24 protein-coding genes and 2 other annotated features (1 of these 26 only partly in view) are annotated in these 26974 nt (G+C 44.6%); all 24 genes read left to right on the forward strand.

The window, feature by feature from the left end; genetic code table 11:
- Positions 1-233: the end of a protein-arginine kinase McsB gene (locus NAF01_RS00550; protein WP_048011541.1), read on the forward strand. 847 nt of this gene lie to the left of the window's left edge; only the last 233 of its 1080 coding nucleotides appear in the window; its start codon lies off the left edge, out of view; the stop codon is at positions 231-233.
- 4 nt (positions 234-237) lie between these two features.
- Positions 238-2688, forward strand: a complete 2451-nt coding sequence (clpC, locus tag NAF01_RS00555) for an ATP-dependent protease ATP-binding subunit ClpC (protein WP_048011540.1) — start codon at positions 238-240, stop codon at positions 2686-2688.
- Positions 2689-3002: 314 nt separating this feature from the next.
- On the forward strand, positions 3003-4382 hold the full coding sequence (gene radA / locus NAF01_RS00560) for a DNA repair protein RadA (RefSeq protein ID WP_035332338.1): 1380 nt from the start codon (positions 3003-3005) through the stop codon (positions 4380-4382).
- Positions 4383-4384: 2 nt separating this feature from the next.
- Positions 4385-5458 (forward strand): DNA integrity scanning diadenylate cyclase DisA, encoded by a 1074-nt coding sequence (gene disA, locus NAF01_RS00565; protein ID WP_048011539.1) that lies wholly within the window; start codon positions 4385-4387, stop codon positions 5456-5458.
- Between the two features lie 218 nt (positions 5459-5676).
- Complete coding sequence (locus NAF01_RS00570; RefSeq protein WP_048011538.1) at positions 5677-6765, forward strand: PIN/TRAM domain-containing protein; 1089 nt, start codon at positions 5677-5679, stop codon at positions 6763-6765.
- Between the two features lie 85 nt (positions 6766-6850).
- Positions 6851-7537, forward strand: a complete 687-nt coding sequence (gene ispD / locus NAF01_RS00575; protein ID WP_197249128.1) for a 2-C-methyl-D-erythritol 4-phosphate cytidylyltransferase — start codon at positions 6851-6853, stop codon at positions 7535-7537.
- Positions 7538-7551: 14 nt separating this feature from the next.
- Entirely contained in the window at positions 7552-8037 is a 486-nt protein-coding gene (gene ispF, locus NAF01_RS00580) for a 2-C-methyl-D-erythritol 2,4-cyclodiphosphate synthase (RefSeq protein ID WP_048011536.1), read from the forward strand.
- A gap of 84 nt (positions 8038-8121) precedes the next feature.
- The gene (gltX, locus tag NAF01_RS00585; RefSeq protein WP_197249127.1) at positions 8122-9579 is read left to right on the forward strand and encodes a glutamate--tRNA ligase; all 1458 of its coding nucleotides are present in this window, start codon (positions 8122-8124) and stop codon (positions 9577-9579) included.
- A 46-nt stretch (positions 9580-9625) separates the two neighbouring features.
- Positions 9626-9854 (forward strand) — a binding site (T-box leader).
- 106 nt (positions 9855-9960) lie between these two features.
- Positions 9961-10629 carry a serine O-acetyltransferase gene (cysE, locus tag NAF01_RS00590; RefSeq protein ID WP_048011534.1) on the forward strand — a complete coding sequence of 223 codons (669 nt, stop codon included), beginning with the start codon at positions 9961-9963 and terminating at the stop codon, positions 10627-10629.
- Complete coding sequence (gene cysS / locus NAF01_RS00595) at positions 10610-12013, forward strand: cysteine--tRNA ligase (protein WP_048011533.1); 1404 nt, start codon at positions 10610-10612, stop codon at positions 12011-12013. Before cysE ends, cysS begins: the two co-directional genes overlap by 20 nt.
- A gap of 3 nt (positions 12014-12016) precedes the next feature.
- Positions 12017-12442, forward strand: coding sequence for a Mini-ribonuclease 3 (locus NAF01_RS00600; RefSeq protein WP_250801544.1), 426 nt, complete (start codon positions 12017-12019; stop codon positions 12440-12442).
- Positions 12439-13182: a 23S rRNA (guanosine(2251)-2'-O)-methyltransferase RlmB gene (gene rlmB / locus NAF01_RS00605; RefSeq protein WP_048011531.1), complete on the forward strand. Its 744-nt coding sequence runs from the start codon at positions 12439-12441 to the stop codon at positions 13180-13182. The genes NAF01_RS00600 and rlmB overlap by 4 nt, the downstream gene beginning before the upstream one ends.
- Positions 13183-13184: 2 nt before the next feature.
- Positions 13185-13694 (forward strand): NYN domain-containing protein, encoded by a 510-nt coding sequence (locus tag NAF01_RS00610; RefSeq protein WP_222501358.1) that lies wholly within the window; start codon positions 13185-13187, stop codon positions 13692-13694.
- A gap of 70 nt (positions 13695-13764) precedes the next feature.
- Positions 13765-14421: an RNA polymerase sporulation sigma factor SigH gene (gene sigH, locus NAF01_RS00615; protein ID WP_048011544.1), complete on the forward strand. Its 657-nt coding sequence runs from the start codon at positions 13765-13767 to the stop codon at positions 14419-14421.
- 99 nt (positions 14422-14520) lie between these two features.
- Entirely contained in the window at positions 14521-14664 is a 144-nt protein-coding gene (gene rpmG, locus NAF01_RS00620; RefSeq protein ID WP_048011529.1) for a 50S ribosomal protein L33, read from the forward strand.
- Positions 14665-14781: 117 nt separating this feature from the next.
- Complete coding sequence (secE, locus tag NAF01_RS00625) at positions 14782-14964, forward strand: preprotein translocase subunit SecE (protein ID WP_048011528.1); 183 nt, start codon at positions 14782-14784, stop codon at positions 14962-14964.
- Positions 14965-15094: 130 nt separating this feature from the next.
- The gene (nusG, locus tag NAF01_RS00630; RefSeq protein WP_048011527.1) at positions 15095-15628 is read left to right on the forward strand and encodes a transcription termination/antitermination protein NusG; all 534 of its coding nucleotides are present in this window, start codon (positions 15095-15097) and stop codon (positions 15626-15628) included.
- Positions 15629-15839: 211 nt separating this feature from the next.
- Positions 15840-16265 carry a 50S ribosomal protein L11 gene (gene rplK, locus NAF01_RS00635; protein WP_009336545.1) on the forward strand — a complete coding sequence of 142 codons (426 nt, stop codon included), beginning with the start codon at positions 15840-15842 and terminating at the stop codon, positions 16263-16265.
- 234 nt (positions 16266-16499) lie between these two features.
- Positions 16500-17243 carry a 50S ribosomal protein L1 gene (gene rplA / locus NAF01_RS00640; RefSeq protein ID WP_319003814.1) on the forward strand — a complete coding sequence of 248 codons (744 nt, stop codon included), beginning with the start codon at positions 16500-16502 and terminating at the stop codon, positions 17241-17243.
- 50 nt (positions 17244-17293) lie between these two features.
- Positions 17294-17433, forward strand: a sequence feature (ribosomal protein L10 leader region).
- Between the two features lie 34 nt (positions 17434-17467).
- Positions 17468-17968: a 50S ribosomal protein L10 gene (gene rplJ, locus NAF01_RS00645; RefSeq protein WP_048011526.1), complete on the forward strand. Its 501-nt coding sequence runs from the start codon at positions 17468-17470 to the stop codon at positions 17966-17968.
- Positions 17969-18025: 57 nt separating this feature from the next.
- Complete coding sequence (gene rplL / locus NAF01_RS00650; protein WP_048011525.1) at positions 18026-18391, forward strand: 50S ribosomal protein L7/L12; 366 nt, start codon at positions 18026-18028, stop codon at positions 18389-18391.
- Positions 18392-18620: 229 nt separating this feature from the next.
- On the forward strand, positions 18621-19223 hold the full coding sequence (locus NAF01_RS00655; RefSeq protein WP_227889102.1) for a class I SAM-dependent methyltransferase: 603 nt from the start codon (positions 18621-18623) through the stop codon (positions 19221-19223).
- 375 nt (positions 19224-19598) lie between these two features.
- The gene (gene rpoB / locus NAF01_RS00660) at positions 19599-23153 is read left to right on the forward strand and encodes a DNA-directed RNA polymerase subunit beta (RefSeq protein WP_048011523.1); all 3555 of its coding nucleotides are present in this window, start codon (positions 19599-19601) and stop codon (positions 23151-23153) included.
- A 130-nt stretch (positions 23154-23283) separates the two neighbouring features.
- Positions 23284-26883 carry a DNA-directed RNA polymerase subunit beta' gene (gene rpoC / locus NAF01_RS00665; RefSeq protein WP_163144787.1) on the forward strand — a complete coding sequence of 1200 codons (3600 nt, stop codon included), beginning with the start codon at positions 23284-23286 and terminating at the stop codon, positions 26881-26883.
- Positions 26884-26974 lie beyond the last annotated feature (91 nt).

Here is a 26974-nt window from a genome sequence, read left to right on the forward strand (position 1 = left end):
TCATTGAATCAAAGGAAGCAGCACAATGCTTGTCAGATGTTCGCCTGGGGATTGATATGCAGTACATCAAAAACATATCAAAGAATATATTGAATGAGCTGATGATCCTGACACAGCCCGGATTCCTGCAGCAATATGCAGGCGGGCCGCTCAGACCGCATGAACGTGATATCCGCAGGGCTTCACTAATTAGGGAAAGATTAAAAATGGAAGATCAAGAGTTGGGAGGATGAAATTATGATGTTCGGACGATTTACGGAAAGAGCTCAAAAAGTATTGGCGTTAGCACAGGAGGAAGCAATCCGTTTAGGACATAATAACATCGGAACAGAGCATATTCTGCTTGGGCTTGTACGCGAAGGTGAAGGAATTGCGGCTAAAGCTCTGTATGCTTTAGGCCTCGGCTCTGATAAGATCCAAAAAGAGGTTGAGAATTTAATTGGCAGGGGGCAGGATGCTTCCCAGACCATTCACTATACACCGCGTGCCAAGAAAGTGATCGAACTTTCCATGGATGAAGCAAGAAAGCTTGGCCATTCCTATGTAGGAACAGAACATATCCTGCTTGGCCTCATCCGTGAAGGCGAAGGAGTTGCTGCGAGGGTATTGAATAACCTTGGAGTCAGCCTCAATAAAGCGCGCCAGCAGGTGCTTCAGCTATTAGGCAGCAATGAGTCCGGCAGCCATCAGGGAGGCTCCGCAGCCAATGCGAACACGCCGACCTTGGATGGATTAGCGCGTGACCTGACTGCTATTGCCAGAGAAGGAAGCCTCGATCCGGTTATTGGACGAAGCAAAGAAATTCAGCGTGTGATTGAAGTATTAAGCCGCAGAACGAAAAACAACCCGGTTCTCATTGGTGAGCCTGGTGTAGGTAAAACAGCCATTGCAGAGGGCCTTGCGCAGCAGATTATTAACAATGAAGTACCGGAGACTCTTCGCGATAAAAGGGTTATGACGCTTGATATGGGTACAGTGGTTGCCGGAACGAAGTATCGCGGTGAATTTGAAGACCGCCTGAAGAAGGTAATGGATGAAATCAGGCAGGCAGGAAACATCATTTTATTCATTGACGAGCTTCATACATTAATAGGTGCAGGTGGAGCAGAAGGGGCGATTGATGCTTCCAACATTCTAAAGCCATCTCTTGCCCGCGGCGAACTTCAGTGCATTGGTGCAACTACACTTGACGAATATAGAAAATACATTGAAAAAGATGCGGCACTTGAAAGAAGGTTCCAGCCTATTACGGTTGATGAGCCGACAGCCGAAGAATCTGTTCAAATTCTTGAGGGGCTGCGCGACCGTTACGAAGCCCATCACCGCGTAACCATTACAGATGCAGCGATTGAAGCGGCCGTAAAGCTGTCAGACCGCTACATTTCAGACCGCTTCCTTCCGGATAAGGCGATTGATTTAATTGATGAAGCGGGTTCTAAGGTAAGACTGCGCTCTTATACTACGCCTCCAAACCTGAAAGAGCTTGAGGTTAAGCTTGAGGATGTAAGAAAAGAGAAAGATGCTGCTGTTCAAAGCCAGGAATTTGAAAAAGCTGCTTCCTTAAGGGATACGGAGCAGCGCCTGCGTGAACAGCTGGAAGAAACGAAGAAAACATGGAAAGAAAAGCAGGGCAAAGAAAACAGTGAAGTGACGGTTGAGGACATTGCCAATGTGGTTGCCAGCTGGACTGGAATCCCTGTTTCGAAGCTTGCCCAAACTGAAACAGAAAAGCTTCTAAACCTGGAAGAAATCCTTCATTCCCGCGTAATCGGGCAGGAAGAAGCCGTTAAGGCCATTTCAAAGGCTGTCCGCCGTGCCCGTGCAGGCCTTAAAGATCCGAAGCGCCCGATTGGCTCATTTGTATTCCTTGGCCCGACTGGAGTTGGTAAAACTGAGCTGGCCCGTGCCTTAGCAGAAGCTATGTTCGGTGACGAGGATGCGATGATCCGCATCGATATGTCAGAATACATGGAGAAGCACTCCACATCCCGTCTGGTAGGTTCTCCTCCAGGTTATGTAGGGTATGAAGAAGGAGGCCAATTAACCGAAAAAGTCCGCAGAAAACCATATTCTGTTGTGCTTCTCGATGAAATTGAAAAGGCCCACCCTGATGTATTCAATATCCTATTACAGGTATTGGAAGACGGAAGATTAACAGACTCGAAGGGAAGAACCGTCGATTTCCGCAATACTGTTCTGATTATGACTTCCAATGTTGGTGCTGAAGCACTTAAGCGGAACAAATACGTTGGCTTTAACATCCAGGATGGAGAACAGGATTACAAAGATATGAAAGGAAAGGTAATGGAAGAGATGAAGAAGTCCTTCCGTCCGGAATTCCTGAACCGTATCGATGAAATTATCGTTTTCCATGCATTGGAGAAAAAGCATCTTCAGGAAATCGTTTCGCTTATGTCTGATACCTTAACGAAACGTTTGAAGGAACAGGATATTACACTGGAATTGACAGACGCAGCCAAAGAAAAAATTTCGGTTGAGGGCTATGATCCTGAGTACGGAGCACGTCCGCTCCGCCGGGCCATTCAAAAGCATATTGAAGACCGTTTATCCGAAGAGCTGTTAAGAGGAACAGTCCTAACCGGGCAAAGCGTGGTAATCGATGTGAAGGATGGAGAATTTGTGGTGAGAACCGCAGAACCAAGCAGAACAGCAAACCTTCAAAAATAAGGTGTAACGGACCATATAATATAAGCATCAGATGATCACACACAGCAAAAAGGTACACGTCCCTGTTATACGTGTACCTTTTTGTACTCTTTCAGGCCATTTTTAAATGCAGCCTTAAAAGAGGCTTATTCAGCCGTTTTATGTTAATTTTAAGAGAGAAAAAGATATCTGGACAAAAACATTTTAAGACCCGTTGGAAAAGGGAATAGGAAGTAAACGCACTTCTTTCATCACTGGTTCTTCCACGCAAGGCCGGTAATAATAAGATTTTCCTTTACCGCGGCTGGTATGAATGTACAGAGAGGGGAAGAAGTATGGCTAAAAGAAAAACGAAATTCATGTGCCAGGAATGCGGCTATGAATCAGCGAAATGGATGGGAAAATGTCCGGGGTGCGGACAATGGAATACGATGGTGGAAGAGGTAGAGAAGCCAGCTTCAACGAGAAGAGGCGCTTTTGCACATTCACAGGGAACGGCCATAGCGGCAAAAGCTACGCCGATTACATCCATTGAAACAGTCAGCGAACCCCGCATACATACCGATTTAAAAGAATTAAACCGTGTCCTCGGGGGCGGGATTGTAAGAGGTTCCCTTGTTCTTATCGGTGGAGATCCGGGCATCGGGAAATCAACGCTTCTTCTTCAAGTGTCCTCACAGCTTGCGAACAGGAAGCATTCAGTCCTCTATATATCAGGGGAAGAATCCATGCGGCAGACGAAGCTGCGGGCTGACCGTTTGGGTGTTTCTTCAGACAGTCTGCTCGTTTATTCGGAAACCAGCCTTGAAGAAATCAGCAGAACGATTGAAACAGTCAACCCTGACTTTGTCATTATCGACTCCATACAGACGATTTTTCATCCGGAAGTGACATCGGCGCCGGGGAGCGTTTCCCAGGTTCGGGAATGTACCGCTGAACTGATGCGCATTGGCAAAACGAAGGGAATTGCCATTTTTATCGTAGGGCATGTTACAAAGGAGGGCTCCATTGCGGGTCCAAGACTTCTGGAGCACATGGTGGATACGGTTTTATACTTTGAAGGTGAACGCCATCATACATACCGGATTTTACGAGCTGTAAAAAACAGATTCGGGTCAACAAACGAGATGGGCATTTTTGAGATGAAGGAACTTGGGCTTGAAGAAGTAGCCAATCCATCTGAAATTTTCCTTGAAGAGCGGTCACAAGGGGCTGCCGGTTCAACAGTTGTTGCTTCCATGGAGGGGACGAGGCCTGTTCTTGTTGAAATTCAGGCGCTTATTTCCCCGACAAGCTTTGGAAATCCAAGACGAATGGCAACCGGGATCGATCATAACCGGGTCCCGCTCCTGATGGCCGTTTTGGAAAAACGGGTCGGAATGCTCCTGCAAAATCAGGATGCCTACTTAAAAGTCGCTGGCGGAGTAAAGCTTGATGAACCGGCAATTGATTTGGCCATAGCGGTCAGCATTGCGTCTAGCTTTCGGGATAAGCCGACAAAAGCAACAGACTGCATTATTGGAGAAGTAGGACTCACAGGCGAGGTCAGGAGAGTCTCTAGGATCGAACAAAGAGTACAGGAGGCGGCCAAGCTGGGCTTTGAACGGGTCATCCTGCCGGCGAACAATCTTGGAGGCTGGAGCGCGCCGGGAGGCATCGAACTGATCGGAGTTAGCTCTGTTGGTGAAGCGCTAAAGGCTGCGTTAGGGGGATAAACATGGAGACTAAAAAAATGGGCGAAAAAACAATGAGTGAAATCCTTCGGTTCATGGCTCCGGGTACGCCTATCAGGGAAGGGATTGATAATGTTCTGCGCGCCAATACAGGCGGGCTGATTGTATTGGGCTCAAAAGAAAAGCTGAGCAACCTTGTTGATGGGGGTTTTCAAATTAATTGCCCATTTTCGCCAAGTTATCTGTATGAGCTGGCCAAGATGGATGGGGCTATTATTTTAAATGAAGAGGGGAACAAGATTCTGATTGCGAATGCCCAGCTTGCTCCTGATCCTGGTGTACCCTCTACAGAAACGGGCATGCGGCACCGCACGGCTGAGCGGGTTGCCCGGCAAACAGGAGCATTAGTGATTGCCATTTCTCAGAGACGCAATGTCATTACCCTTTATAAAGGGCATTCCCGCTATGCGCTGAGGGATATTGGCGTTATTTTAACGAAGGCGAATGTAGCCGTCCAGACACTTGAAAAATATAAGGTCGTTCTTGAACAGAGCATCGGCAATCTCAGCATCCTTGAATTTGAGGAGCTTGTTACCTACAGTGACATCCTGCATGTTTTTCATAATATCGAAATGGTTCTGCGCATTAAAAATGAGCTGCTCACCTATTTAAGTGAACTGGGGACAGAAGGAAGGCTGATCCGGCTCCAGATGAATGAGCTGCTGGTGGAGCTTGAACGGGAAGCAGAATGGATTATTAGAGATTATGCTCAATCAAAAGACATCGACTCCAGGGGGGCGCTTGTCAAACTACAGGTCCTTTCAAAAGGGGAAATGCTCGAAGACTCTGTCATTCTAAAGCTTCTCGGGTACAACGGTTATATTCACACGGAAGAATTTAAATGCCCCCGCGGCTTCCGCATGCTGAATAAAGTTCCGCGCCTGCCGCCAATTATTATTGAAAATCTGATTAACCGGTTTGAAGAATTCCCAAATATCATCACGGCAACTGTAGAGGAGCTCGATGAGGTGGAAGGAATCGGGGAAGTGCGGGCAAGAAAAATTAAAGAGGGACTCAAGCTCATAAAAGAGCAGGTTTTTGCGGATCGCCAGCTATAAAGAGACCATTGAACTATGTAATTGGATATGCTAAAATGGTTGGTTAATTATTTGACAGTTTATTGCCAATGGTGCTACCCTTAAGGTGGATGAAATTATTAATTAAAACAGGTCTTTTACTATCGTGAAATAATTATAAGGAACAAAATTGAAAATACCCCGGATTCAGGGTTTCAATTTTGTGAATTTGTTTATAATGAGTAAAAGGAGGTGAAGGAATGTTAAAACGTATTGTACAGGCATGCTTCCTTATTATTGGGGTAACGCTTGGAATATTCTTAATTCCTGACTTATTAAAATTAATCAGTTTAGATGGCATTCCTCTTTTAAACAATCCATACGTGTCCGCCATTTTAGGTGCTATTATTTTTTATCTTTTAACTTTTTGGGCGGTTGATCATGTCGTCAATTTCGTGAGATGGGCAGAAGAATCACTGGTAAAAGTACCTATAACAGATATTATTTTTGGAAGTGTCGGCCTGGTTTTTGGATTAGTCATTGCCTTTTTAATCGGATATGCCCTAAATGCGATTGAGGTGCCGATACTGAATACCGTTGCTCCCATTGTGCTAACGCTTATATTCGGCTACCTGGGATTTCAGGTTGGTTTTAAAAAGCGGGATGAGCTTCTAAGTTTATTTTCCAGCAAGAAAAAGAAGAGCAGTGAAGAAGAACTTGAGCCTGAAGCTGCACCTAAAAAATCGCTCAAGATTCTTGATACAAGCGTTATTATCGATGGACGCATTGCTGATATCTGCCAGACTGGCTTTTTGGAAGGCACGATTGTCATTCCGCAGTTTGTGCTCGAAGAACTTCAGCATATTGCTGATTCATCAGATGTATTAAAGAGGAACCGCGGCAGACGGGGTCTGGATATATTAAACCGGATTCAAAAAGAGCTTTCGATTAATGTGGAAATCTATGAAGGCGATTTTGAAGAAATCCAAGAGGTGGACAGCAAGCTTGTGAAGCTGGCTAAGTTAACGAATGGCGTCGTTGTGACCAATGATTTTAACTTAAACAAGGTTTGTGAACTGCAAAAAGTGGCAGTCCTTAATATTAATGACCTGGCTAATGCGGTAAAACCGGTTGTGCTTCCAGGTGAAGAAATGAAGGTACAGGTAATAAAAGACGGCAAGGAACAGAATCAGGGGATTGCTTATCTGGACGACGGCACGATGATCGTGGTGGAAGAAGGCAGAAATTACATTGGCAAACATATTGATGTACTTGTCACAAGTGTTCTGCAGACATCAGCCGGAAGAATGATCTTTGCAAAACCCAAACTTCTGGAAAAAGCTTTATAATGTATGATGGAAAGTAGGACAGAATGTGCAGGGAGATTGATTTCCCTGCCTTTTTGCCTGCTTTTTTAAAAGAGGAGTCAAAAATATGAATTATCAAGTGATTCTCCCGGCAGCCGGGCAGGGGAAACGAATGGGAGCCGGAAGGAATAAGCTTCTTCTGGAAATTGGGGATGTCCCTGTGTTCATACATACGTTAAAAGTTTTTGAGAGTGACCCGGAGTGCACGGGCATTGTTCTGGCCATTAATCCTCAGGATGAGGAAGAAATGCGCATTCTCTTAAAACAGCATCAGATAAAGAAGGTGGCTGCTATGGTTGAAGGCGGTAAGGAAAGGCAGCATAGCGTCTATAATGCGGCCAAAGCAGCTTCGGGTGAGGAAGTAGTGCTGGTTCATGACGCTGCCCGCCCTTTTATTACACGGGATTTACTGCAGCCTCTGGTGAAAGCAGCCTGGGAAAAAGGAGCTGCTGTTCTCGCAGTGCCGCTGAAGGATACCGTTAAAAAAGCTGACGGGCATTTAATTACAGAAACACTTGAACGTTCCTGCCTGTGGGCTGTTCAAACTCCACAGGCATTTCGTGTTTCTTCCCTGCTTGAGGCACACCGCAAGGCAGACGGAGACGGCTTTTTAGGAACAGATGATGCGAGCCTCGTGGAGCGGTTAGGGAATGAAGTGGTGATTGTTGAGGGAAGTTACGATAATATTAAGCTGACAACGCCGGAAGATATTTATTTTGCGGAAGCAATTATAAAGAAAAGAAGTCATATGTAAAGGGGATTGTTATCATGTTTCGGATTGGACAAGGTTTTGATGTTCATCAGTTTGCTGAAGGACGCCCGCTGATTATCGGGGGTATTGAAATACCATATGAGAAAGGGCTTTTAGGGCATTCAGATGCAGATGTCCTGCTGCATACAGTGGCAGATGCCTGCCTTGGGGCCATTGGAGAAGGGGACATTGGACGGCATTTTCCTGATACCGATCCTGAATTTAAGGATGCCGATTCGGCAAAGCTGCTGCAGCATGTATGGGGAATCGTAAAAGAAAAAGGGTATGAGCTGGTTAATGCAGATTGCACCATCATTGCCCAGAAGCCGAAGATGGCTCCTCATATCGGTAAAATGCAGGAGCGGATTGCAGAGCTTCTGGAAACCGAAAAAGAAAATATTAATGTGAAAGCAACAACTACAGAAAAGCTTGGCTTTACAGGACGGGGAGAGGGAATCGCCTCCCAGGCCGCTGTTTTGCTGAAAAAGATAGAGAACCGTTAAAATTACCTTTCAGAAGAAAAACCTGAGTGTTAAAATATAGCTTACGATAAACTCAAGATTCAAGATTTTAAGGAGGCAGTCAGTATGTCAAATGAAATCCGCGTCCGCTACGCTCCGAGTCCGACTGGGCATTTGCATATCGGAAATGCGAGAACGGCGCTTTTTAACTATTTGTTTGCTAGAAGCAAAGGCGGAAAGTTCATCATCCGCATTGAGGATACAGATAAAAAACGTAATATTGAAGGCGGCGAGGAAAGCCAGCTTCATTATTTAAAATGGCTCGGCATGGATTGGGACGAAAGCATTGACAGGGAAGGCGAATATGGCCCGTACCGCCAATCTGAAAGAAATCATATCTATGAAACCTACTATAAGGAATTGCTCGAAAAAGGGCATGCCTATAAATGCTATTGTACGGAAGAGGAGCTTGAAGCAGAGCGTGAAGCTCAATCTGCAAAAGGCGATACTCCTGCTTACTCAGGAAAATGCCGCCACCTGACAGAGGAAGAAAGAGCTGCACTTGAAGCTGAAGGCAGAAAGCCCAGCATCCGCTTCCTGGTGCCAAAAGGCAAGATGCTGACATTCAATGATATGGTAAAAGGGGAAGTGTCATTCGAGTCTGATGGATTTGGCGATTATGTCATCGTTAAGAAAGACGGCACACCTACCTACAATTTTGCCGTAGCAGTGGATGATCACCTGATGAAAATTTCCCATGTTCTGCGCGGGGATGACCATATTTCAAATACGCCTAAACAGCAGATGATTTATGAAGCATTGGGCTGGGACCTTCCGGTGTTTGGACATATGACTTTGATTGTCAATGAAAGCCGCAAAAAACTGAGCAAGCGCGACGAGACGATCATCCAGTTCATTGAACAATATGAAGAGCTCGGCTACTTGCCGGAAGCACTCTTTAACTTTATTGCACTACTTGGCTGGTCTCCTGCAGGGGAGGAAGAGATTTTCTCACAAGAAGAATTCATCGATATCTTTGATGAAAACCGCCTTTCAAAGTCTCCTGCCCTTTTCGATAAGCAGAAGCTTGAATGGATGAATAACCAGTACATGAAGAAGCTTGATCAGGAGCGATTGGTGTCCATTTCAGCCCCTCACCTGGTGAAGGCAGGGAAGATCAGCGGAAACTGGCAGCAGGAAAACGAAGAGTGGGTTAATAGCCTGATCACTCTTTACCAGGAAAAAATGAGCTTTGGCGCTCAGATTGTCGAGCTTTCTGAACTGTTCTTTACAGAGGAAATGACCGTTGATGAAGAAGCGAAGGAAGTTCTGGCTGAAGAGCAGGTTCCTGAAGTGCTGACTGCATTCCTGCAGGAAATTGATGCACTTGCAGAATTCAAAGCAGATGAAATTAAAGCGGCTATGAAGGCTGTGCAGAAATCAACAGGCCACAAGGGCAAAAAGCTCTTCATGCCTATCCGTTCCGCAACGACCGGCCAAACCCATGGACCGGATCTGCCGCAGGCAATCGAGCTTTTAGGAAAAGAAAAAGTAAAAACTCGATTAATGAGCATTATTGGTTAACATCTTGGAGAAAATGTAATATAGTATTAAGTAAATTATTCTATATTGAAAAGTGTTGAAGAGGAAAAGTAAGAAAAAAGATGCTTTTTAGAGAAAACCATCACCGGCTGAAAGTGGTTTAAGCCTCTCTTTATTCTGAAGTGCGCCTCTGAGCCTCAATTCGAACGGACGCCAAGCTTCCAAGTAGATTTGAGCGGAAACTTATCCGTTAACAAGTTAAAGTTGAGGCTGTTTAAGCCTAAACAGAGTGGAACCGCGCGTAAAGCGTCTCTGTCCGATTGTGGCAGAGACGCTTTTTTTATATGCAAAACCTGCAAGAAATCAGTATATGAGAAAAATATTTATTAAAAAGAAGATCTATGCCAGGAGGGGAAATGAACCATGTTTGCAAGAATGAAGGAAGATATCGAAGTGGTATTTGAACAGGATCCGGCAGCAAGAAGTTATTTGGAAGTAATATTAACCTACTCAGGATTACATGCTGTCTGGTCACACCGCATTGCCCACGCACTTTTTAAGCGGAAGTTTTATTTTCTTGCAAGAGTGGTTTCCCAGATCAGCCGCTTTTTCACAGGAATTGAAATTCATCCGGGAGCAAAGATCGGCAGACGCTTTTTTATCGACCATGGCATGGGGGTTGTCATCGGGGAAACGTGTGAAATCGGTGATAATGTAACAGTTTTTCAGGGTGTGACACTGGGAGGAACCGGGAAGGAAAAAGGCAAGCGCCATCCTACCATTAAGGACAATGCGCTGATTGCAACAGGTGCGAAGGTTTTGGGCTCTATTACAATTGGCGAAAATTCTAAGGTGGGTGCAGGCTCTGTTGTTCTTCATGAGGTTCCGCCTAATTCAACAGTAGTCGGGATTCCTGGAAGGGTGAAAATCCGGGATGGTGTGAAAATTAGCAAGGATTTAAATCATTGTGATCTTCCCGATCCAATTGCAGACCGGTTTAAGGAACTGGAAGGGGAGCTGCGGGAATTAAAAACGGAAGTGGAAACATTGAGGAAAGAAAGGAGCCAGATTCATGGCCATTCAAATCTATAATACACTTACTCGTCAAAAAGAGGATTTTATTCCCTTGGAAGAGGGAAAAGTGAAAATGTATGTGTGCGGGCCAACCGTTTATAACTATATCCATATAGGGAATGCCCGCCCGCCGATTGTATTTGATACCGTAAGAAGATATCTTGAGTTCCGCGGCTTCGATGTACAGTATGTCTCCAATTTTACAGATGTGGATGATAAGCTGATCCGCGTGGCCAACGAATTAGGAACGGATGTTCCAGCAGTTGCAGAACGGTTCATTAATGCCTATTTTGAAGACGTTTCTGCGCTCGGCTGCAGAAGGGCTGATGTCCACCCGAGAGTGACAGAAAGCATCGATATCATTATTGAATTTATCCAGACATTGATTGATAAAGGCTTTGCGTATGAATCAGAGGGAGATGTCTATTACCATACCCGGAAATTTGATGAGTACGGCAAGCTTTCTCATCAGTCCATTGATGAATTGCGAGTCGGCGCCCGCATTGCCGTCGGCGAGAAGAAACAGGACTCCCTTGACTTTGTTCTTTGGAAAGCGGCGAAGGAAGGGGAAATCGCGTGGGAGAGTCCTTGGGGGCAAGGAAGACCCGGATGGCATATCGAATGCTCCGCGATGGCGAAGAAATACCTTGGGGACATGATTGACATCCATGCCGGCGGTCAGGATCTGGCCTTCCCGCATCATGAAAATGAAATTGCCCAGTCGGAAGCACTGACAGGAAAAACCTTCGCCCGCTACTGGATGCACAACGGGTATATTAATATCGACAACGAAAAAATGTCCAAATCACTGGGGAATTTCGTCCTGGTTCATGACATTATCCAAAAGCATGACCCGCAGGTTTTAAGGTTTTTCATGCTGTCGGTTCATTACAGGCATCCGATCAACTACAGTGATGAGCTTCTGGAAAACACCCGGACAGGGCTTGAGCGCATTAAAACGTCTTATCACAATTTGCAGCACCGCAGAGAAGCAAGTGTGAACCTGACCGATAATAATCAGGAGTGGCTGGATAAAATTACAGCACTTCATGAGCAATTCATTCAAGATATGGATGATGATTTTAACACAGCGAATGCTGTATCCATTTTGTTCGAACTGTCTAAGCTTGCGAATTATTATCTGATGGAGAAAAACACAGCTGTGGAAGTGATCGATGCTTTCACGAAAAAATTTGAAACACTGTTTGATGTATTGGGGCTTTCACTTGAAGAGGCACATGCAGATCTTCTGGATGAAGAAATCGAGCAGCTGATTGAAGAGAGGCAGCAGGCCAGAAAAGAGCGAAACTTCGAACTGGCAGATAAAATCCGTGATCAGCTGAAAGAAATGAATATTATCCTTGAAGATACACCGCAGGGAATCAGATGGAAAAGAGGCTAAGCAATGCTTCACTATGATAAAAAAGTAGATAAAAAACAATTGAATAGTCTTGCTTTGGCGTATATGGGAGATGCAGTATTTGAGACCTATATACGCCACCATCTCCTTCAAAATGGACGGGTTCGGCCTCACTTTCTTCATAAGGAGGCGACCCGGTATGTTTCTGCAAAAGCCCAGTCCCTGATCATTCATGAATTAATAGACGCTGAACGGCTGACAGAAGAAGAACTGGCGGTCGTCCGCAGGGGGCGGAATGCCAAGTCCGGTTCGGTGCCGAAAAATACAGATGTCCAAACATACAGATACAGCACAGCTTTTGAATCTCTGATCGGCTATCTGTTTTTAGCGAAAAGACAGGAGCGGATGGAAGAGCTGATTTTGGAATCCATAGATTTAGTTGAGAAAAGGAAAGGAGGAGCGGTAAAATGAGCCAGGATTTTATCATTGGGAAGAATCCCGTCATTGAAGCATTGAAGTCAGAGAGGGATATTAATAAGATTTTTATTGCTGAAGGTTCGCAAAGCGGGCAGATGCAGCAGGTAATCGGTTTGGCGAAGTCCGCCGGGGTGCTGGTCCAGTTTGTACCCAAGAAAAAAATAGATGGGATGGCAGAGGGAAATCATCAAGGCGTCATCGCACAGGTTGCTGCCTATCAATACGCAGAAATTGATGATTTGTTTGCTGCTGCAGAAAAGAAAAACGAAGCACCGTTCTTCTTGCTTCTGGATGAGATAGAAGATCCGCATAATCTTGGGTCCATCATGAGAACGGCAGATGCAGTAGGGGCACACGGAATTGTTATTCCGAAGAGGAGAGCGGTCGGGCTGACAGCAACGGTAGCTAAAGCTTCAACAGGTGCGATCGAGTATATTCCGGTTGTCCGTGTTACCAATATGGCCAGAACAATTGATGAATTAAAAGAAAGAGGCGTCTGGATCGCCGGTACGGATGCAAAAGGGAAACAGGACTACCGCCAGATGGATGGAGCGATGCCTTTAGGTCTTGTGATTGGCAGTGAAGGTAAAGGAATGGGCCGCCTGATACGTGATAAATGCGACTTCCTCATTAACCTGCCGATGGCTGGACATGTTACTTCCCTTAACGCATCAGTTGCGGCTGCATTGCTCATGTATGAGGTTTATCGGAAACGTCACCCGCTTGAGGGATAAAAATGGACATCCTTCTTGTTGACGGATACAACATAATTGGTGCTTGGCCGGAACTCAGGGAGCTCAAAAACAAGGATTTATCATCTGCCAGAGACCGACTGATTGAAAAAATGGCCGAGTACCAGGGATATTCCGGGTACAGAGTGATTGTCGTGTTTGATGCCCACTATGTAAAGGGCACGGAAAAAAAGTTTAAGAATTCAAAGATCGAAGTTATTTTCACGCGGAATAATGAAACGGCCGATGAACGCATCGAAAAACTGGCTATCGATCTCAGTAATATTAAAACTCAAGTTCATGTAGCAACCTCCGATTTCACAGAGCAGTGGGTCATATTTGGCCAGGGCGCGTTAAGGAAATCAGCGAGGGAGCTTCTGAATGAAATGAATCTGATTGAAAGCAGCATCGAAAAAAAAGTAAAAAAAATTCAGGGGAAAAAGCCAGTTTCCAAGATACCTCTCAGTGATGAAGTGGCAGAAATTTTTGAAAAATGGCGCAGAGGAGGCCAATGAGCGGTTGACGCTTGAAAAAACCGTGCTGTATAATGTTTCTAACCATGCTTGTACGGTCGGGGGGATCCTAGTGAGTGCTGACTTCAAGACAATCGACGAAAATCTTATAGACTTTATGCAGCTTGAGGACGAAGAAATAGTGGAGCTCGTTCATAAGGGCGAGAGTGAGGCGCTGGATTATCTTATTCATAAGTACCGCAACTTTGTCCGGGCAAAAGCAAGATCCTATTTTTTGATTGGTGCAGATAAAGAAGATATTGTACAAGAGGGAATGATCGGCTTATACAAGGCGATCCGTGACTTTAAAGAGGACAAGCTGTCTTCATTTAAAGCGTTTGCCGAGCTGTGCATCACCAGGCAAATTATAACCGCCATTAAGACGGCGACCCGCCAAAAGCATATTCCGCTGAACTCATATGTGTCTCTGGACAAGCCCATTTATGATGAGGAATCGGACAGAACGCTTATGGATGTTATCTCCGGGGCGAAGGTTATGGACCCTGAAGAGCTGATTATCAACCAGGAAGAATTTGATCATATTGAAGTGAAAATGTCTGAGCTATTGAGTGACCTTGAACGCAAGGTGCTTGCTCTTTATCTGGATGGGCAGTCCTATCAGGAAATTTCTGAAGAACTGAACCGTCATGTTAAATCGATTGACAATGCTCTTCAGCGGGTGAAAAGAAAGCTGGAAAGATATTTGGAAGTGCGTGAATTTTCACTTTAGACATAATTTCCCAACACCTTGCTTTTTTTGCAGTTATTGACATGTTTTAGGGTGCGTGTTAAAGTTTTAAGGGCGTAATGTGACTTAGTAGGTGGAAATATGACAAAAAAAGTGATTTTGGCTTGCTCCGTATGTGGTTCCAGGAACTATTCCACTGCGGGAAAAAATGATGCTGTACGGCTGGAATTGAAGAAATTCTGCAGCACATGCAGTGCTCATACGATCCATAAAGAAACAAAGTGATTATATAGATAAGAAGTTTGTTCTTTTAATAGACTGAAGCTGAGTGTTTTATGCAGATTTGAAGCCGCTTTCGCTTCTTGTTAAAGGATATATCTTTTGAAAGTTGGGGGTTACGAAATGCAGCGCATCGTGAATTTTTTCCGTGAAGTTGGCCGGGAAATGAGAAAGGTCAGCTGGCCTAAACGCAAAGAGCTGACAAGCTATACTGTTACCGTTCTTGCTACAGTTACGTTCTTCGCTCTGTTTTTTGCAGTGATTGACCTGGGAATTTCTGAATTGATTCGTATAATTCTTGAATAACCCCTGAGTTTCCATGGTATAATGGAGAATAACACAGGAAACATTTGCAAAGCCCGGAAACGGGTTTTTTAATTTGGAGAAAAATAATAAATTGGAATACAGGGAGGGAAGGACGAACAAGTCCTCGTGAATGGAAAAGAATTGGTATGTTGTTCATACGTACTCCGGCTACGAAAATAAAGTGAAAGCCAATCTGGAGAAACGTGTTGAATCAATGGGTATGCAAGATAAGATCTTTCGGGTGGTAGTCCCGGAAGAGGAAGAAACAGAATTGAAGAACGGCAAGAAAAAAGTAGTGAAGCGCAAAGTCTTCCCTGGTTATGTACTGGTAGAAATCGTGATGACAGATGATTCCTGGTATGTAGTAAGAAATACTCCGGGTGTAACCGGCTTCGTAGGTTCGGCAGGTTCAGGCTCAAAGCCGACTCCGCTATTGCCTGAGGAAGTTACTCATATTCTTAAGCATATGGGTGTTGAAGAAGCCCGCTTTGATATCAACTTTGAGATCGGCGAAACTGTTAAGGTGAACGAAGGTCCGTTTGCGAACTTCACAGGCTCGATTGAAGATATTGATAAAGATAAGGCAAAGATTAAAGTGCTTGTGAACATGTTTGGCCGTGACACTCCGGTTGAACTTGATTTTTCACAGATTGAAAAACTGTAAGAATCAGTCATCTGTGAAAGTACTTTTATATATCTTTGTAAAAAAACTTGAAATTGGCTTTGAAAAGTGATAATATTTCAAAGGTCAGTATGTCTCGGACAAAGAGACTGGACAGTAGTTAAAAGTTCTTTATCTTAATATAAAGACTATAAGTTGAGTGGGAGGGAACTTTCCCTATTACCACATCACGGACTTTAAGGAGGTGTGTCTCGTGGCTAAAAAAGTAATCAAACTTGTAAAGCTGCAAATCCCTGCAGGTAAAGCGAACCCTGCACCACCGGTAGGACCGGCACTAGGTCAAGCAGGTGTTAACATCATGGGATTCTGTAAGGAATTTAACGCTCGCACAGCTGAACAAGCTGGCTTAATCATTCCTGTTGAAATCACGGTTTTTGAAGACCGTTCATTTACATTTATTACGAAAACTCCTCCTGCTGCAGTTCTTCTTAAGAAAGCGGCTGGAATCGAGTCTGGTTCTGGTGAACCAAACCGTAATAAAGTAGCAACAGTCAAGCGTGACAAGGTACGCGAGATTGCTGAAACAAAGATGCCTGATCTAAACGCTGCAAGCGTAGAAGCTGCAATGCGTATGGTTGAAGGTACTGCACGCAGCATGGGTATCGTTATCGAAGACTAATCCATGTATGAAGCAGATTTAGGGATGAGGTTGCGACGGTGAATTTGGTTTCACTCGCAACCTTTGTTCTGTCAAGAGCGGGCGCCTTAATGGGCGCCTCCGCTTTTACTGTCTAGCTGCGGCGCCTAGCCCCTCGAGGTCATAAGCCAATCCTCCCGGAAAGGTAAAGAACACCTTTCCGGGAGGCTCGTCTTATGCTTGTCGGGGCTGACCCAGGCGCCTCCGCTTTTAAACGTGGGAGGTTATTCCGCTAAAACCACAATCAAGGAGGAAATAAAAATGGCTAAAAAAGGTAAGAAGTACGCAGAAGCTGTGAAGCTTGTTGATTCTTCAAAAGCTTACCCGATTGCTGAAGCAATTGAACTTACGAAGAAAACTAATTTTGCAAAATTTGATGCAACTGTTGAGGTAGCATTCCGCCTTGGAGTTGACCCTAAGAAAGCTGACCAGCAAATCCGTGGAGCGGTTGTTCTTCCAAACGGAACTGGTAAAACTCAGCGAGTTCTAGTATTCGCTAAAGGCGAAAAAGCGAAAGAAGCAGAAGCTGCTGGAGCAGATTTCGTAGGCGATTCTGAATACATCAACAAAATCAGCCAAGGCTGGTTCGACTTTGATGTAATCGTTGCTACACCTGACATGATGGGTGAAGTTGGTAAACTTGGCCGCGTATTAGGACCTAAAGGCTTAATGCCAAACCCTAAGACTGGCACAGTTACTTTTGACGTTCAAAAAGCAGTTAACGAAATCAAAGCAGGTAAAGTTGAATACCGTGTTGACAAAGCTGGTAACATCCACGTGCCAATCGGTAAAGTATCTTTCGAAGACGAAAAGCTTGTTGAAAACTTCAACACGATTTTCGACACAATGATGAAAGTGAAGCCTGCTGCTGCTAAAGGAACTTACATGAAGAACGTTTCTGTTACTTCTACAATGGGACCTGGCGTAAAAGTAGATCCATCATCTGTTGCAGTTAAATAATACCAATTGACATTCTGAAATACATGCTGTAATATGTATTTTGTTGTTAAAATATAATAACATTTGTGCCGTAGACAGCAGGTGCTTAATTGCTTAATTTCCTGCCGAGGTATTACGATAGAATTGCTTTTTCTTGCTATTGTATACTTCCTCCATGTCTGCAAAGTCGTGGAGGTTTTTTATTGAACGGTATGAATGTAGAAAATTCTACAGGAGGTGTAAGGATGAGCAGCATTATCGAACAAAAGAAACAAATCGTAGACGAAATTGCTGATAAGCTTAAATCAAGTTTATCAACAGTTGTTGTTGACTACCGTGGTCTTACTGTTGCTGAAGTTACTGAACTTCGTAAACAGCTTCGTGAAGCTGGCGTGGAATTCAAAGTATACAAGAATTCAATGACTCGCCGTGCTGCTGAAGCTGCTGAACTTTCCGGTTTAAACGAGTCTTTAACTGGACCTAACGCAATCGCGTTCAGCACAGAAGATGTAGTTGCTCCAGCGAAAATCCTTAATGATTTCGCGAAAAAGCATGAAGCACTTGAAATTAAAGCAGGTGTAATCGAAGGAAATATCGCTTCAGTAGAAGATGTCAAAGCTCTTGCTGAACTACCATCACGCGAAGGCTTGCTTTCTATGCTACTCAGCGTACTTCAAGCACCTATCCGCAATCTTGCTCTTGCTGCAAAAGCTGTTGCAGATCAAAAAGAAGAACAAGGCGCGTAAGTTAATTTTAGCGTTAAACTAATAGATTCAAACCAAAAATAAGGAGGAAACATAATCATGACTAAAGAACAAATCATTGAAGCAGTTAAATCTATGACTGTTTTAGAACTAAACGACTTAGTAAAAGCTATTGAAGAAGAATTTGGTGTAACTGCTGCTGCTCCTGTAGCAATGATGGGCGGAGCTGCTGCTGGTGGCGCTGCTGAAGAGCAAACTGAATTTGACGTTGTTCTTGCTTCTGCAGGCGACCAAAAAATCAAAGTTATCAAAGTGGTACGTGAAATCACAGGTCTTGGACTTAAAGAAGCGAAAGAACTTGTTGACAACACTCCAAAAGCTCTTAAAGAAGGCGTTTCTAAAGAAGAAGCTGAAGAAGTTAAAGCTAAGCTTGAAGAAGTTGGAGCTGGCGTTGAAGTTAAGTAATAGCCTTTATGAAAAGTCCGCTGCTTAAGCGGGCTTTTTGTTTTGGGAAATTATAAAAAATAGCGAAATGTTTATAACTGTGGATGAACTTGTCTGCGTCTGGCTTCAGCAGTTACGGTTTTGTTATAACTTTTTGCTTTTTAATGGGCAATCCTATATAATTCCTTCGAAACCACATAATTTGTGATTCTCCTTTTATCTTCTTATATATACTCCTGGAGGTGATTTCATGTCTGAACACTACTATTCCAAAACACAGCAAGTTGATAGCAGCCCTAAAACCTGGAACTATACACTAAAGGAATTCCCTTTCCGCTTTAAAACAGACAACGGTGTTTTTTCAAAGGGTGAAGTGGATTTTGGGTCTAAATTATTAATCGAGACATTTGAACTGCCGGAAGCGGATGGGAATATCCTCGATGTCGGCTGCGGATATGGACCTATCGGGCTGACTGCTGCAAAGCTTATGCCGGAACGGACTGTTCATATGGTTGATGTAAATGAGAGGGCGCTTGGCCTGGCGAAGGAAAATGCAGAATTGAACGGCATAAAAAATGTCCAAATCTATGAAAGTGACCGCCTTGAAAGTACGAAAGGCAATAAGTTTGCGGCTATCCTGACAAACCCGCCAATCCGCGCCGGGAAAAAGATAGTGCATGATATTTTTGAACAAAGCTTTGAGGCTCTGATATCGGGCGGAGAGCTATGGGTTGTCATCCAGAAAAAGCAGGGTGCACCATCTGCGATCGATAAACTGACAGAGTTATTCGGTGAAGTGGAGACAGCAGAAAAGAAAAAAGGCTATTTTATATTAAGAGCAAAAAAAGATTGACTTGACTTTTTTGCTATGATAGTATTGTAAAATGCCAACATATTATATTTCTATTTATAACTAAATTTATCTAATAGTTGTATAAATTTGGTTTTAATGGGAAAGCTAACAAAATAATAGTCGTATTGTGAAAATGTGGTTTTTGAAGTGAAAACCCTTTTTCTTTTTGTCTTGTAAGAATGGAGGCTTGGCTTTATGTCCCTGTCCTTTTTTGGGGGATAAGCCTGCTTCTGGGCCAGTTTTACTGGCTGGCTTCGTGCGCCATCGGTCCAGCTGCTAATACCTGAACCGATAGGCAGGCGCTCATTGCTTTTCTTATAGGATGATATAAATTGCTATTAGCAACAATAACGCTTGATTTGAGGGGTGAATCAGTTGACAGGTCAACTAGTTCAGTATGGACGACACCGCCAACGTAGAAGTTACGCACGAATCAGTGAAGTTTTAGAATTACCAAATCTAATCGAAATCCAAACCTCTTCTTATCAATGGTTTCTTGATGAGGGTTTACGAGAAATGTTCCATGATATTTCTCCGATTGAAGACTTTACTGGTAATTTGTCGCTTGAATTTATTGATTACAGCCTTGGCGAACCAAAATATTCCGTTGAGGAATCGAAAGAACGAGATGTTACATATTCTGCACCTTTACGTGTGAAAGTGCGTCTTGTAAACAAAGAAACAGGCGAAGTTAAAGACCAGGATGTCTTTATGGGTGACTTCCCGCTTATGACAGAGACAGGTACGTTCGTTATTAATGGAGCGGAACGTGTCATTGTATCCCAGTTAGTGCGTTCTCCGAGCGTATACTTCAGTGGAAAGCTTGATAAAAACGGGAAAAAAGGCTATACAGCAACCGTAATCCCGAACCGCGGCGCATGGCTTGAGTATGAAACAGATGCCAAAGACGTCGTATACGTCAGAATAGATCGTACTCGGAAACTGCCCGTTACGGTTCTTTTGCGTGCACTTGGGTTCGGCTCTGATCAAGAGATCATCGATTTGGTTGGAGACAACGAGTACATTCGCAATACGCTTGAGAAAGACAATACTGAAAGCACTGAAAAAGCGCTTCTTGAAATCTATGAGCGTCTTCGTCCTGGCGAGCCGCCAACGGTCGAAAATGCAAAAAGCTTGCTTGTCTCAAGATTCTTTGATCCAAAGCGTTATGACCTTGCGAACGTTGGACGCTATAAGATCAATAAGAAGCTTCATATTAAAAATCGTCTGTTTGGCCAAAAACTGGCTGAAACGCTTGTGGATCCTGAAACTGGCGAAATCATTGCGGAAAAAGGCGTTACACTTGACCGCCGTACATTAGACCGCATTCTTCCTAACCTTGAGAAGGATATCGGCTTCAAAACGGTAAGCCTGTTAGGCGGAGTAGTAGATGATGAAGTGTTGCTACAGTCTATTAAGATTTACGCGCCTAATGAAGATGGCGAAAAGGTCATCAATGTGATCGGCAATGCCTATGTGGAAGAAGCAGTGAAAAACATTTCACCTTCTGACATCATTGCATCTATCAGCTATTTCTTTAACCTTCTGCATTCTGTAGGAGATACAGATGATATTGACCATCTTGGAAACAGACGTCTTCGTTCAGTCGGAGAACTATTGCAGAACCAGTTCCGCATCGGTTTATCCCGTATGGAGCGTGTGGTCCGCGAAAGAATGTCCATCCAGGATACAAATACGATTACACCTCAGCAGCTGATTAATATCCGTCCTGTTATTGCGTCAATTAAAGAGTTCTTTGGAAGCTCTCAGTTGTCCCAGTTCATGGACCAGACAAATCCGCTTGCTGAACTTACACATAAACGCCGTCTTTCTGCGTTAGGACCGGGCGGTCTGACGCGTGAACGTGCCGGCTTCGAAGTCCGTGACGTTCACTACTCTCACTATGGCCGTATGTGTCCGATTGAAACGCCGGAGGGACCAAACATCGGTCTGATTAACTCCTTATCTTCATTTGCGAAGGTAAACCGCTTCGGCTTTATCGAAACACCATATCGCCGAATCGACCCTGAGACCGGAAAAGTTACATCCCGTATCGACTATCTGACAGCCGATGAAGAGGATAACTATGTAGTGGCACAGGCAAATGCACTTCTTGGTGACGATGGTTCATTCCTGGACGAAGAAGTAGTTGCCCGTTTCAAAGGTGAGAACACAGTTGTCAAACGCGACCGTGTTGACTACATGGATGTATCGCCGAAACAGGTAGTATCTGCTGCGACAGCATGTATCCCGTTCCTTGAAAACGATGACTCCAACCGTGCCCTGATGGGAGCGAACATGCAGCGTCAGGCTGTGCCATTGATGCAGCCGGAGGCCCCAAGAGTCGGAACTGGTATGGAATATGTATCAGGTAAAGACTCAGGTGCTGCAGTCATCTGTAAGCATGAAGGAATTGTTGAGCATGTAGAAGCCCGCGAAGTTTGGGTTCGCCGTATTCAAAATGTAGATGGCCAGGAAGTTAAAGGCGATCTTGATAAATACAGAATGCTTAAATTCATCCGATCCAACCAGGGAACCTGCTACAACCAGCGTCCTATCGTCGCTGTTGGCAACCGTGTAACAAAAGGAGAAATCCTTGCTGACGGTCCTTCCATGGAACTTGGTGAATTAGCTCTTGGACGCAACGTTCTTGTAGCGTTCATGACTTGGGATGGCTATAACTACGAGGATGCGATCATCATGAGTGAGCGCCTTGTAAAAGATGATGTTTATACATCCATCCATATTGAAGAATATGAATCAGAATCACGCGATACAAAGCTTGGACCTGAAGAGATCACAAGAGATATCCCTAATGTTGGGGAAGATGCACTGCGCAACCTGGACGAACGCGGAATTATCCGTACAGGTGCAGAAGTAAAAGATGGCGATCTTCTAGTTGGTAAAGTAACTCCTAAAGGGGTAACGGAACTGACAGCTGAAGAAAGGCTATTGCACGCAATCTTTGGTGAAAAAGCACGTGAAGTCCGTGATACATCCCTTCGTGTGCCACATGGCGGAGGCGGTATTGTACTGGATGTTAAAGTGTTTAACAGAGAGGACGGAGACGAACTTCCTCCAGGTGTTAACCAGCTTGTACGTGTATATATCGTTCAGAAGCGTAAAATCTCTGAAGGTGACAAGATGGCCGGACGCCACGGTAACAAAGGTGTTATCTCCCGTATTTTACCGGAAGAAGATATGCCTTACCTGCCGGATGGCACTCCAGTAGACATCATGTTAAACCCACTTGGGGTTCCATCGCGTATGAACATCGGACAGGTGCTTGAGCTTCACCTTGGTATGGCTGCCAGAGCACTTGGCATCCATGTTGCATCTCCTGTATTCGATGGTGCACGTGAGGAAGATGTATGGTCAACGATCGAAGAAGCAGGCATGGCGCGTGATGCGAAGACTGTCCTTTATGATGGACGTTCAGGCGAGCCGTTCGACAACCGTGTATCTGTCGGTGTCATGTATATGATCAAACTGGCACACATGGTTGACGATAAGCTTCATGCCCGTTCAACAGGTCCTTACTCTCTTGTTACGCAGCAGCCATTGGGCGGTAAAGCTCAGTTTGGCGGACAGCGTTTCGGTGAGATGGAGGTATGGGCACTTGAAGCATATGGTGCTGCCTATACACTTCAGGAAATCTTAACAGTTAAGTCCGATGACGTGGTTGGACGTGTTAAGACTTATGAATCAATCGTCAAAGGCGAGAATGTTCCTGAACCAGGTGTACCGGAATCATTCAAGGTACTGATCAAAGAGCTTCAAAGTTTAGGTATGGATGTTAAGATCCTATCCGGCGATGAAGAAGAAATTGAAATGCGCGACATGGAAGATGAAGATGAAGTTCAGCAGGCTGAATCATTGACAATCGCTCCGGAAACGCAAAACGAAGAGCAAGCAGTTACGAAAGAATAATTTCATATAAATTCCTTCATCCCTTGGCGCTCCGCCTTACATGGCGGATGCCGCTGGGGATATTATTGGCACTTTGCTGCTGTTTGAGCAATAAGGGTAAAACCCGGAGATCAAAAGGGAGGTAGGCCCCTTGCTAGATGTAAACAATTTCGAGTATATGAAAATAGGTCTTGCTTCACCGGATAAGATACGTTCTTGGTCACATGGTGAAGTTAAGAAGCCTGAAACGATCAACTATCGTACATTAAAACCAGAAAAAGACGGTCTATTCTGCGAGCGCATTTTCGGACCGACGAAAGACTGGGAATGTCACTGTGGAAAGTATAAGCGTGTTCGATACAAAGGCGTGGTCTGTGACCGATGCGGCGTTGAAGTAACACGTGCGAAAGTCCGCCGTGAAAGAATGGGCCATATTGAACTTGCAGCCCCTGTATCCCACATTTGGTATTTCAAGGGCATCCCAAGCCGTATGGGTCTTGTGCTGGACATGTCCCCGCGTGCACTTGAGGAAGTTATTTACTTCGCTTCTTATGTTGTAACGGATCCTGGCGATACGGCTCTTGAAAAGAAGCAGCTGCTTTCTGAAAAAGAGTACCGTGCATACCGTGAAAAATACGGAAACAAGTTCCAGGCATCCATGGGTGCTGAATCCATTAAGAAGCTTCTTTCTGACATAGATCTCAACAAAGAAGTAGATACCCTTAAAGAGGAACTGAAAACTGCCCAGGGCCAGCGACGCACTCGTGCAATCAAGCGCTTGGAAGTACTTGAAGCTTTCCGTGGTTCTGGAAATGAACCGTCCTGGATGATTCTCGACGTTCTTCCGGTTATTCCTCCGGAGCTTCGTCCGATGGTACAGCTGGATGGCGGACGCTTTGCCACTTCCGACCTGAATGATCTATACCGCCGTGTAATCAACCGCAACAACCGTTTGAAGCGTTTATTGGACCTTGGTGCTCCAAGCATTATCGTTCAGAACGAAAAACGCATGCTTCAGGAAGCTGTAGATGCGCTAATTGATAACGGCCGCCGCGGAAGACCGGTAACTGGACCAGGAAACCGCCCGTTGAAATCCCTATCGCATATGCTTAAAGGGAAACAAGGACGCTTCCGCCAGAACTTGCTTGGTAAGCGTGTTGACTATTCCGGACGTTCGGTTATCGTCGTAGGACCAAACTTAAAAATGTACCAGTGCGGACTTCCAAAAGAAATGGCATTGGAATTATTCAAGCCATTCGTTATGAAGGAATTGGTGGAGAAGGGCTTAGCTCACAACATCAAATCTGCAAAACGCAAAATTGAAAGAGTACAGCCGGAAGTTTGGGATGTTCTTGAAAGTGTTATTAAAGAGCACCCTGTATTGCTTAACCGTGCTCCAACTCTTCACAGACTCGGCATTCAGGCATTCGAACCGACATTGGTGGAAGGACGCGCTATTCGTCTTCACCCGCTTGTATGTACTGCTTACAACGCAGACTTTGACGGTGACCAAATGGCTGTTCACGTGCCGCTTTCAGCTGAAGCACAGGCGGAAGCCCGCTTGCTGATGCTGGCAGCACAGAACATCCTGAATCCGAAAGACGGTAAGCCAGTTGTTACTCCTTCTCAGGATATGGTACTAGGTAACTATTACCTGACACTAGAAAGAGCCGGTGCCGTTGGCGAAGGTATGATTTTTAAAGATACAAGCGAAGCTCTGCTTGCTTATCAAAATGGATATGTGCACTTGCATACAAGAGTAGCTGTCCATGCTGGATCCTTAAATAATCAGACTTTCACTGAAGAACAAAATAAAAAGCTTTTATTAACTACGGTTGGTAAGCTTATTTTCAACGAAATTCTGCCTGAAACATTCCCTTACATTAACGAGCCTACAAAAGAAAACCTTGAGATTGAAACTCCTGTGAAATACTTTGTAGAGCCTGCTACTGATGTAGCTGCCGTTATCAAGGAAATGCCTCTGGTAGATCCGTTTAAGAAAAAGATCCTTGGAAACATCATTGCGGAAGTCTTTAAACGCTTCAAAATTACGGAAACGTCTAAAATGCTTGACCGCATGAAGAACCTTGGATTCAGGCACTCCACAAAAGCCGGTATCACAGTCGGTGTTGCTGATATCGTAGTATTAAGGGAGAAGCAGGAAATTATCCAGGAAGCACAGAGCAAGGTTGATAATGTATTGAAACAGTTCAGACGCGGTCTTATTACTGAAGACGAGCGTTATGATCGTGTTATTTCAATCTGGAGTGCAGCGAAAGATAATATCCAGGCAAAATTAATGAAGTCATTGGATAAATCCAACCCGATCTTCATGATGAGTGACTCCGGTGCCCGTGGTAACGCGTCCAACTTTACTCAGTTAGCCGGAATGCGCGGACTGATGGCCAACCCGGCTGGACGTATCATTGAATTACCGATCAAATCGAGTTTCCGTGAAGGCTTAACAGTACTCGAGTACTTTATTTCCACACACGGTGCCCGTAAAGGTCTTGCCGATACGGCTCTTAAAACAGCTGACTCAGGTTACCTTACTCGCCGTCTTGTTGATGTTGCGCAGGATGTCATCGTTCGCGACGACGATTGCGGAACTGACCGCGGCTTGCTTATCGCATCCCTTAAGGATGGCACTGAAGTCATTGAAGCGCTTGAAGAGCGTCTGATTGGCCGTTATGCAAGAAGAAATATCAAGCATCCTGAGACAAATGAAGTGATCGTGCCTGAAAATGGATTGATCACTGAAGATATTGCAGTCGAAATTGTTTCAGCCGGCATTGAAAAGGTATGGATCCGTTCAGCATTCACTTGTAACACCCGCCATGGTGTTTGTAAGAAGTGCTACGGACGCAACTTAGCTACCGGCCAAGAGGTTGAAGTTGGTGAAGCAGTAGGTATTATCGCTGCCCAATCCATCGGTGAACCAGGTACACAGTTAACGATGCGTACCTTCCATACCGGCGGGGTAGCAGGAGACGATATCACTCAAGGTTTACCGCGTATCCAGGAAATTTTCGAAGCCCGTAACCCTAAAGGTCAGGCGGTTATTTCAGAGATCGATGGTGTAGTAGTCGGCCTCAACGAAGGCCGTGACCGCCAGCAGGAGATTGTTGTTCAGGGTGAAGTTGAGTCCAAGACCTATACTGCACCGTATACAGCCCGCTTAAAAGTAGCTGTAAACGACCAAGTAGTACGTGGACAGGAACTGACTGAAGGTTCTATTGACCCTAAAGAGTTAATTAAAGTTAAAGATGTAACAGCTGTTCAGGAATACTTGCTGCGTGAAGTTCAGAAGGTATACCGCATGCAGGGTGTTGAAATCGGCGATAAGCACATCGAGGTAATGGTCCGCCAGATGCTTCGCAAAGTGCGTGTAATCGATGCGGCAGAGACAGATGTGCTTCCAGGTACACTGCTTGATATCCATCAATTTACAGATGCCAATGAAAAAGCCCTTCTTGCTGGTAAAATGCCTGCTACAGGACGTCCGGTTCTGCTGGGTATTACAAAAGCATCTCTTGAAACAGATTCATTCTTATCAGCAGCCTCCTTCCAGGAGACAACAAGAGTTCTTACCGATGCAGCGATCAAAGGCAAGCGCGATGAGCTTCTTGGCCTGAAAGAGAATGTAATTATTGGTAAGCTTGTCCCTGCCGGAACAGGTATGCAGAGATACAGAAGAGCAGAGCCTTATACAAATGAGGAAGCTGCTGAAGATACTGTTACTGTAGAATAAAGTAATCATTGCGGTGCTTGCTTATTTGATAGCAAGTACCGCATTTTATAGTGAATAAAAGAAATAAAAATCATTTTGCTTGTTGACATTG

Source organism: Cytobacillus firmus, assembly GCF_023657595.1.
In the GTDB taxonomy this organism is placed as follows: Bacteria; Bacillota; Bacilli; order Bacillales; family Cytobacillaceae; genus Cytobacillus; species Cytobacillus firmus_B.

Excerpts from the sequence above, each read along its gene's own strand:
- clpC (WP_048011540.1), top strand. The coding sequence starts at position 238 with ATGATGTTCGGACGATTTACGGAAAGAGCTCAAAAAGTATTGGCGTTA.
- radA (WP_035332338.1), top strand. The coding sequence starts at position 3,003 with ATGGCTAAAAGAAAAACGAAATTCATGTGCCAGGAATGCGGCTATGAA.
- disA (WP_048011539.1), top strand. The coding sequence starts at position 4,385 with ATGGAGACTAAAAAAATGGGCGAAAAAACAATGAGTGAAATCCTTCGG.
- NAF01_RS00570 (WP_048011538.1), top strand. The coding sequence starts at position 5,677 with ATGTTAAAACGTATTGTACAGGCATGCTTCCTTATTATTGGGGTAACG.
- ispD (WP_197249128.1), top strand. The coding sequence starts at position 6,851 with ATGAATTATCAAGTGATTCTCCCGGCAGCCGGGCAGGGGAAACGAATG.
- ispF (WP_048011536.1), top strand. The coding sequence starts at position 7,552 with ATGTTTCGGATTGGACAAGGTTTTGATGTTCATCAGTTTGCTGAAGGA.
- gltX (WP_197249127.1), top strand. The coding sequence starts at position 8,122 with ATGTCAAATGAAATCCGCGTCCGCTACGCTCCGAGTCCGACTGGGCAT.
- cysE (WP_048011534.1), top strand. The coding sequence starts at position 9,961 with ATGTTTGCAAGAATGAAGGAAGATATCGAAGTGGTATTTGAACAGGAT.
- cysS (WP_048011533.1), top strand. The coding sequence starts at position 10,610 with ATGGCCATTCAAATCTATAATACACTTACTCGTCAAAAAGAGGATTTT.
- NAF01_RS00600 (WP_250801544.1), top strand. The coding sequence starts at position 12,017 with ATGCTTCACTATGATAAAAAAGTAGATAAAAAACAATTGAATAGTCTT.
- rlmB (WP_048011531.1), top strand. The coding sequence starts at position 12,439 with ATGAGCCAGGATTTTATCATTGGGAAGAATCCCGTCATTGAAGCATTG.
- NAF01_RS00610 (WP_222501358.1), top strand. The coding sequence starts at position 13,185 with ATGGACATCCTTCTTGTTGACGGATACAACATAATTGGTGCTTGGCCG.
- rpmG (WP_048011529.1), top strand. The coding sequence starts at position 14,521 with ATGACAAAAAAAGTGATTTTGGCTTGCTCCGTATGTGGTTCCAGGAAC.
- secE (WP_048011528.1), top strand. The coding sequence starts at position 14,782 with ATGCAGCGCATCGTGAATTTTTTCCGTGAAGTTGGCCGGGAAATGAGA.
- nusG (WP_048011527.1), top strand. The coding sequence starts at position 15,095 with ATGGAAAAGAATTGGTATGTTGTTCATACGTACTCCGGCTACGAAAAT.
- rplJ (WP_048011526.1), top strand. The coding sequence starts at position 17,468 with ATGAGCAGCATTATCGAACAAAAGAAACAAATCGTAGACGAAATTGCT.
- rplL (WP_048011525.1), top strand. The coding sequence starts at position 18,026 with ATGACTAAAGAACAAATCATTGAAGCAGTTAAATCTATGACTGTTTTA.
- NAF01_RS00655 (WP_227889102.1), top strand. The coding sequence starts at position 18,621 with ATGTCTGAACACTACTATTCCAAAACACAGCAAGTTGATAGCAGCCCT.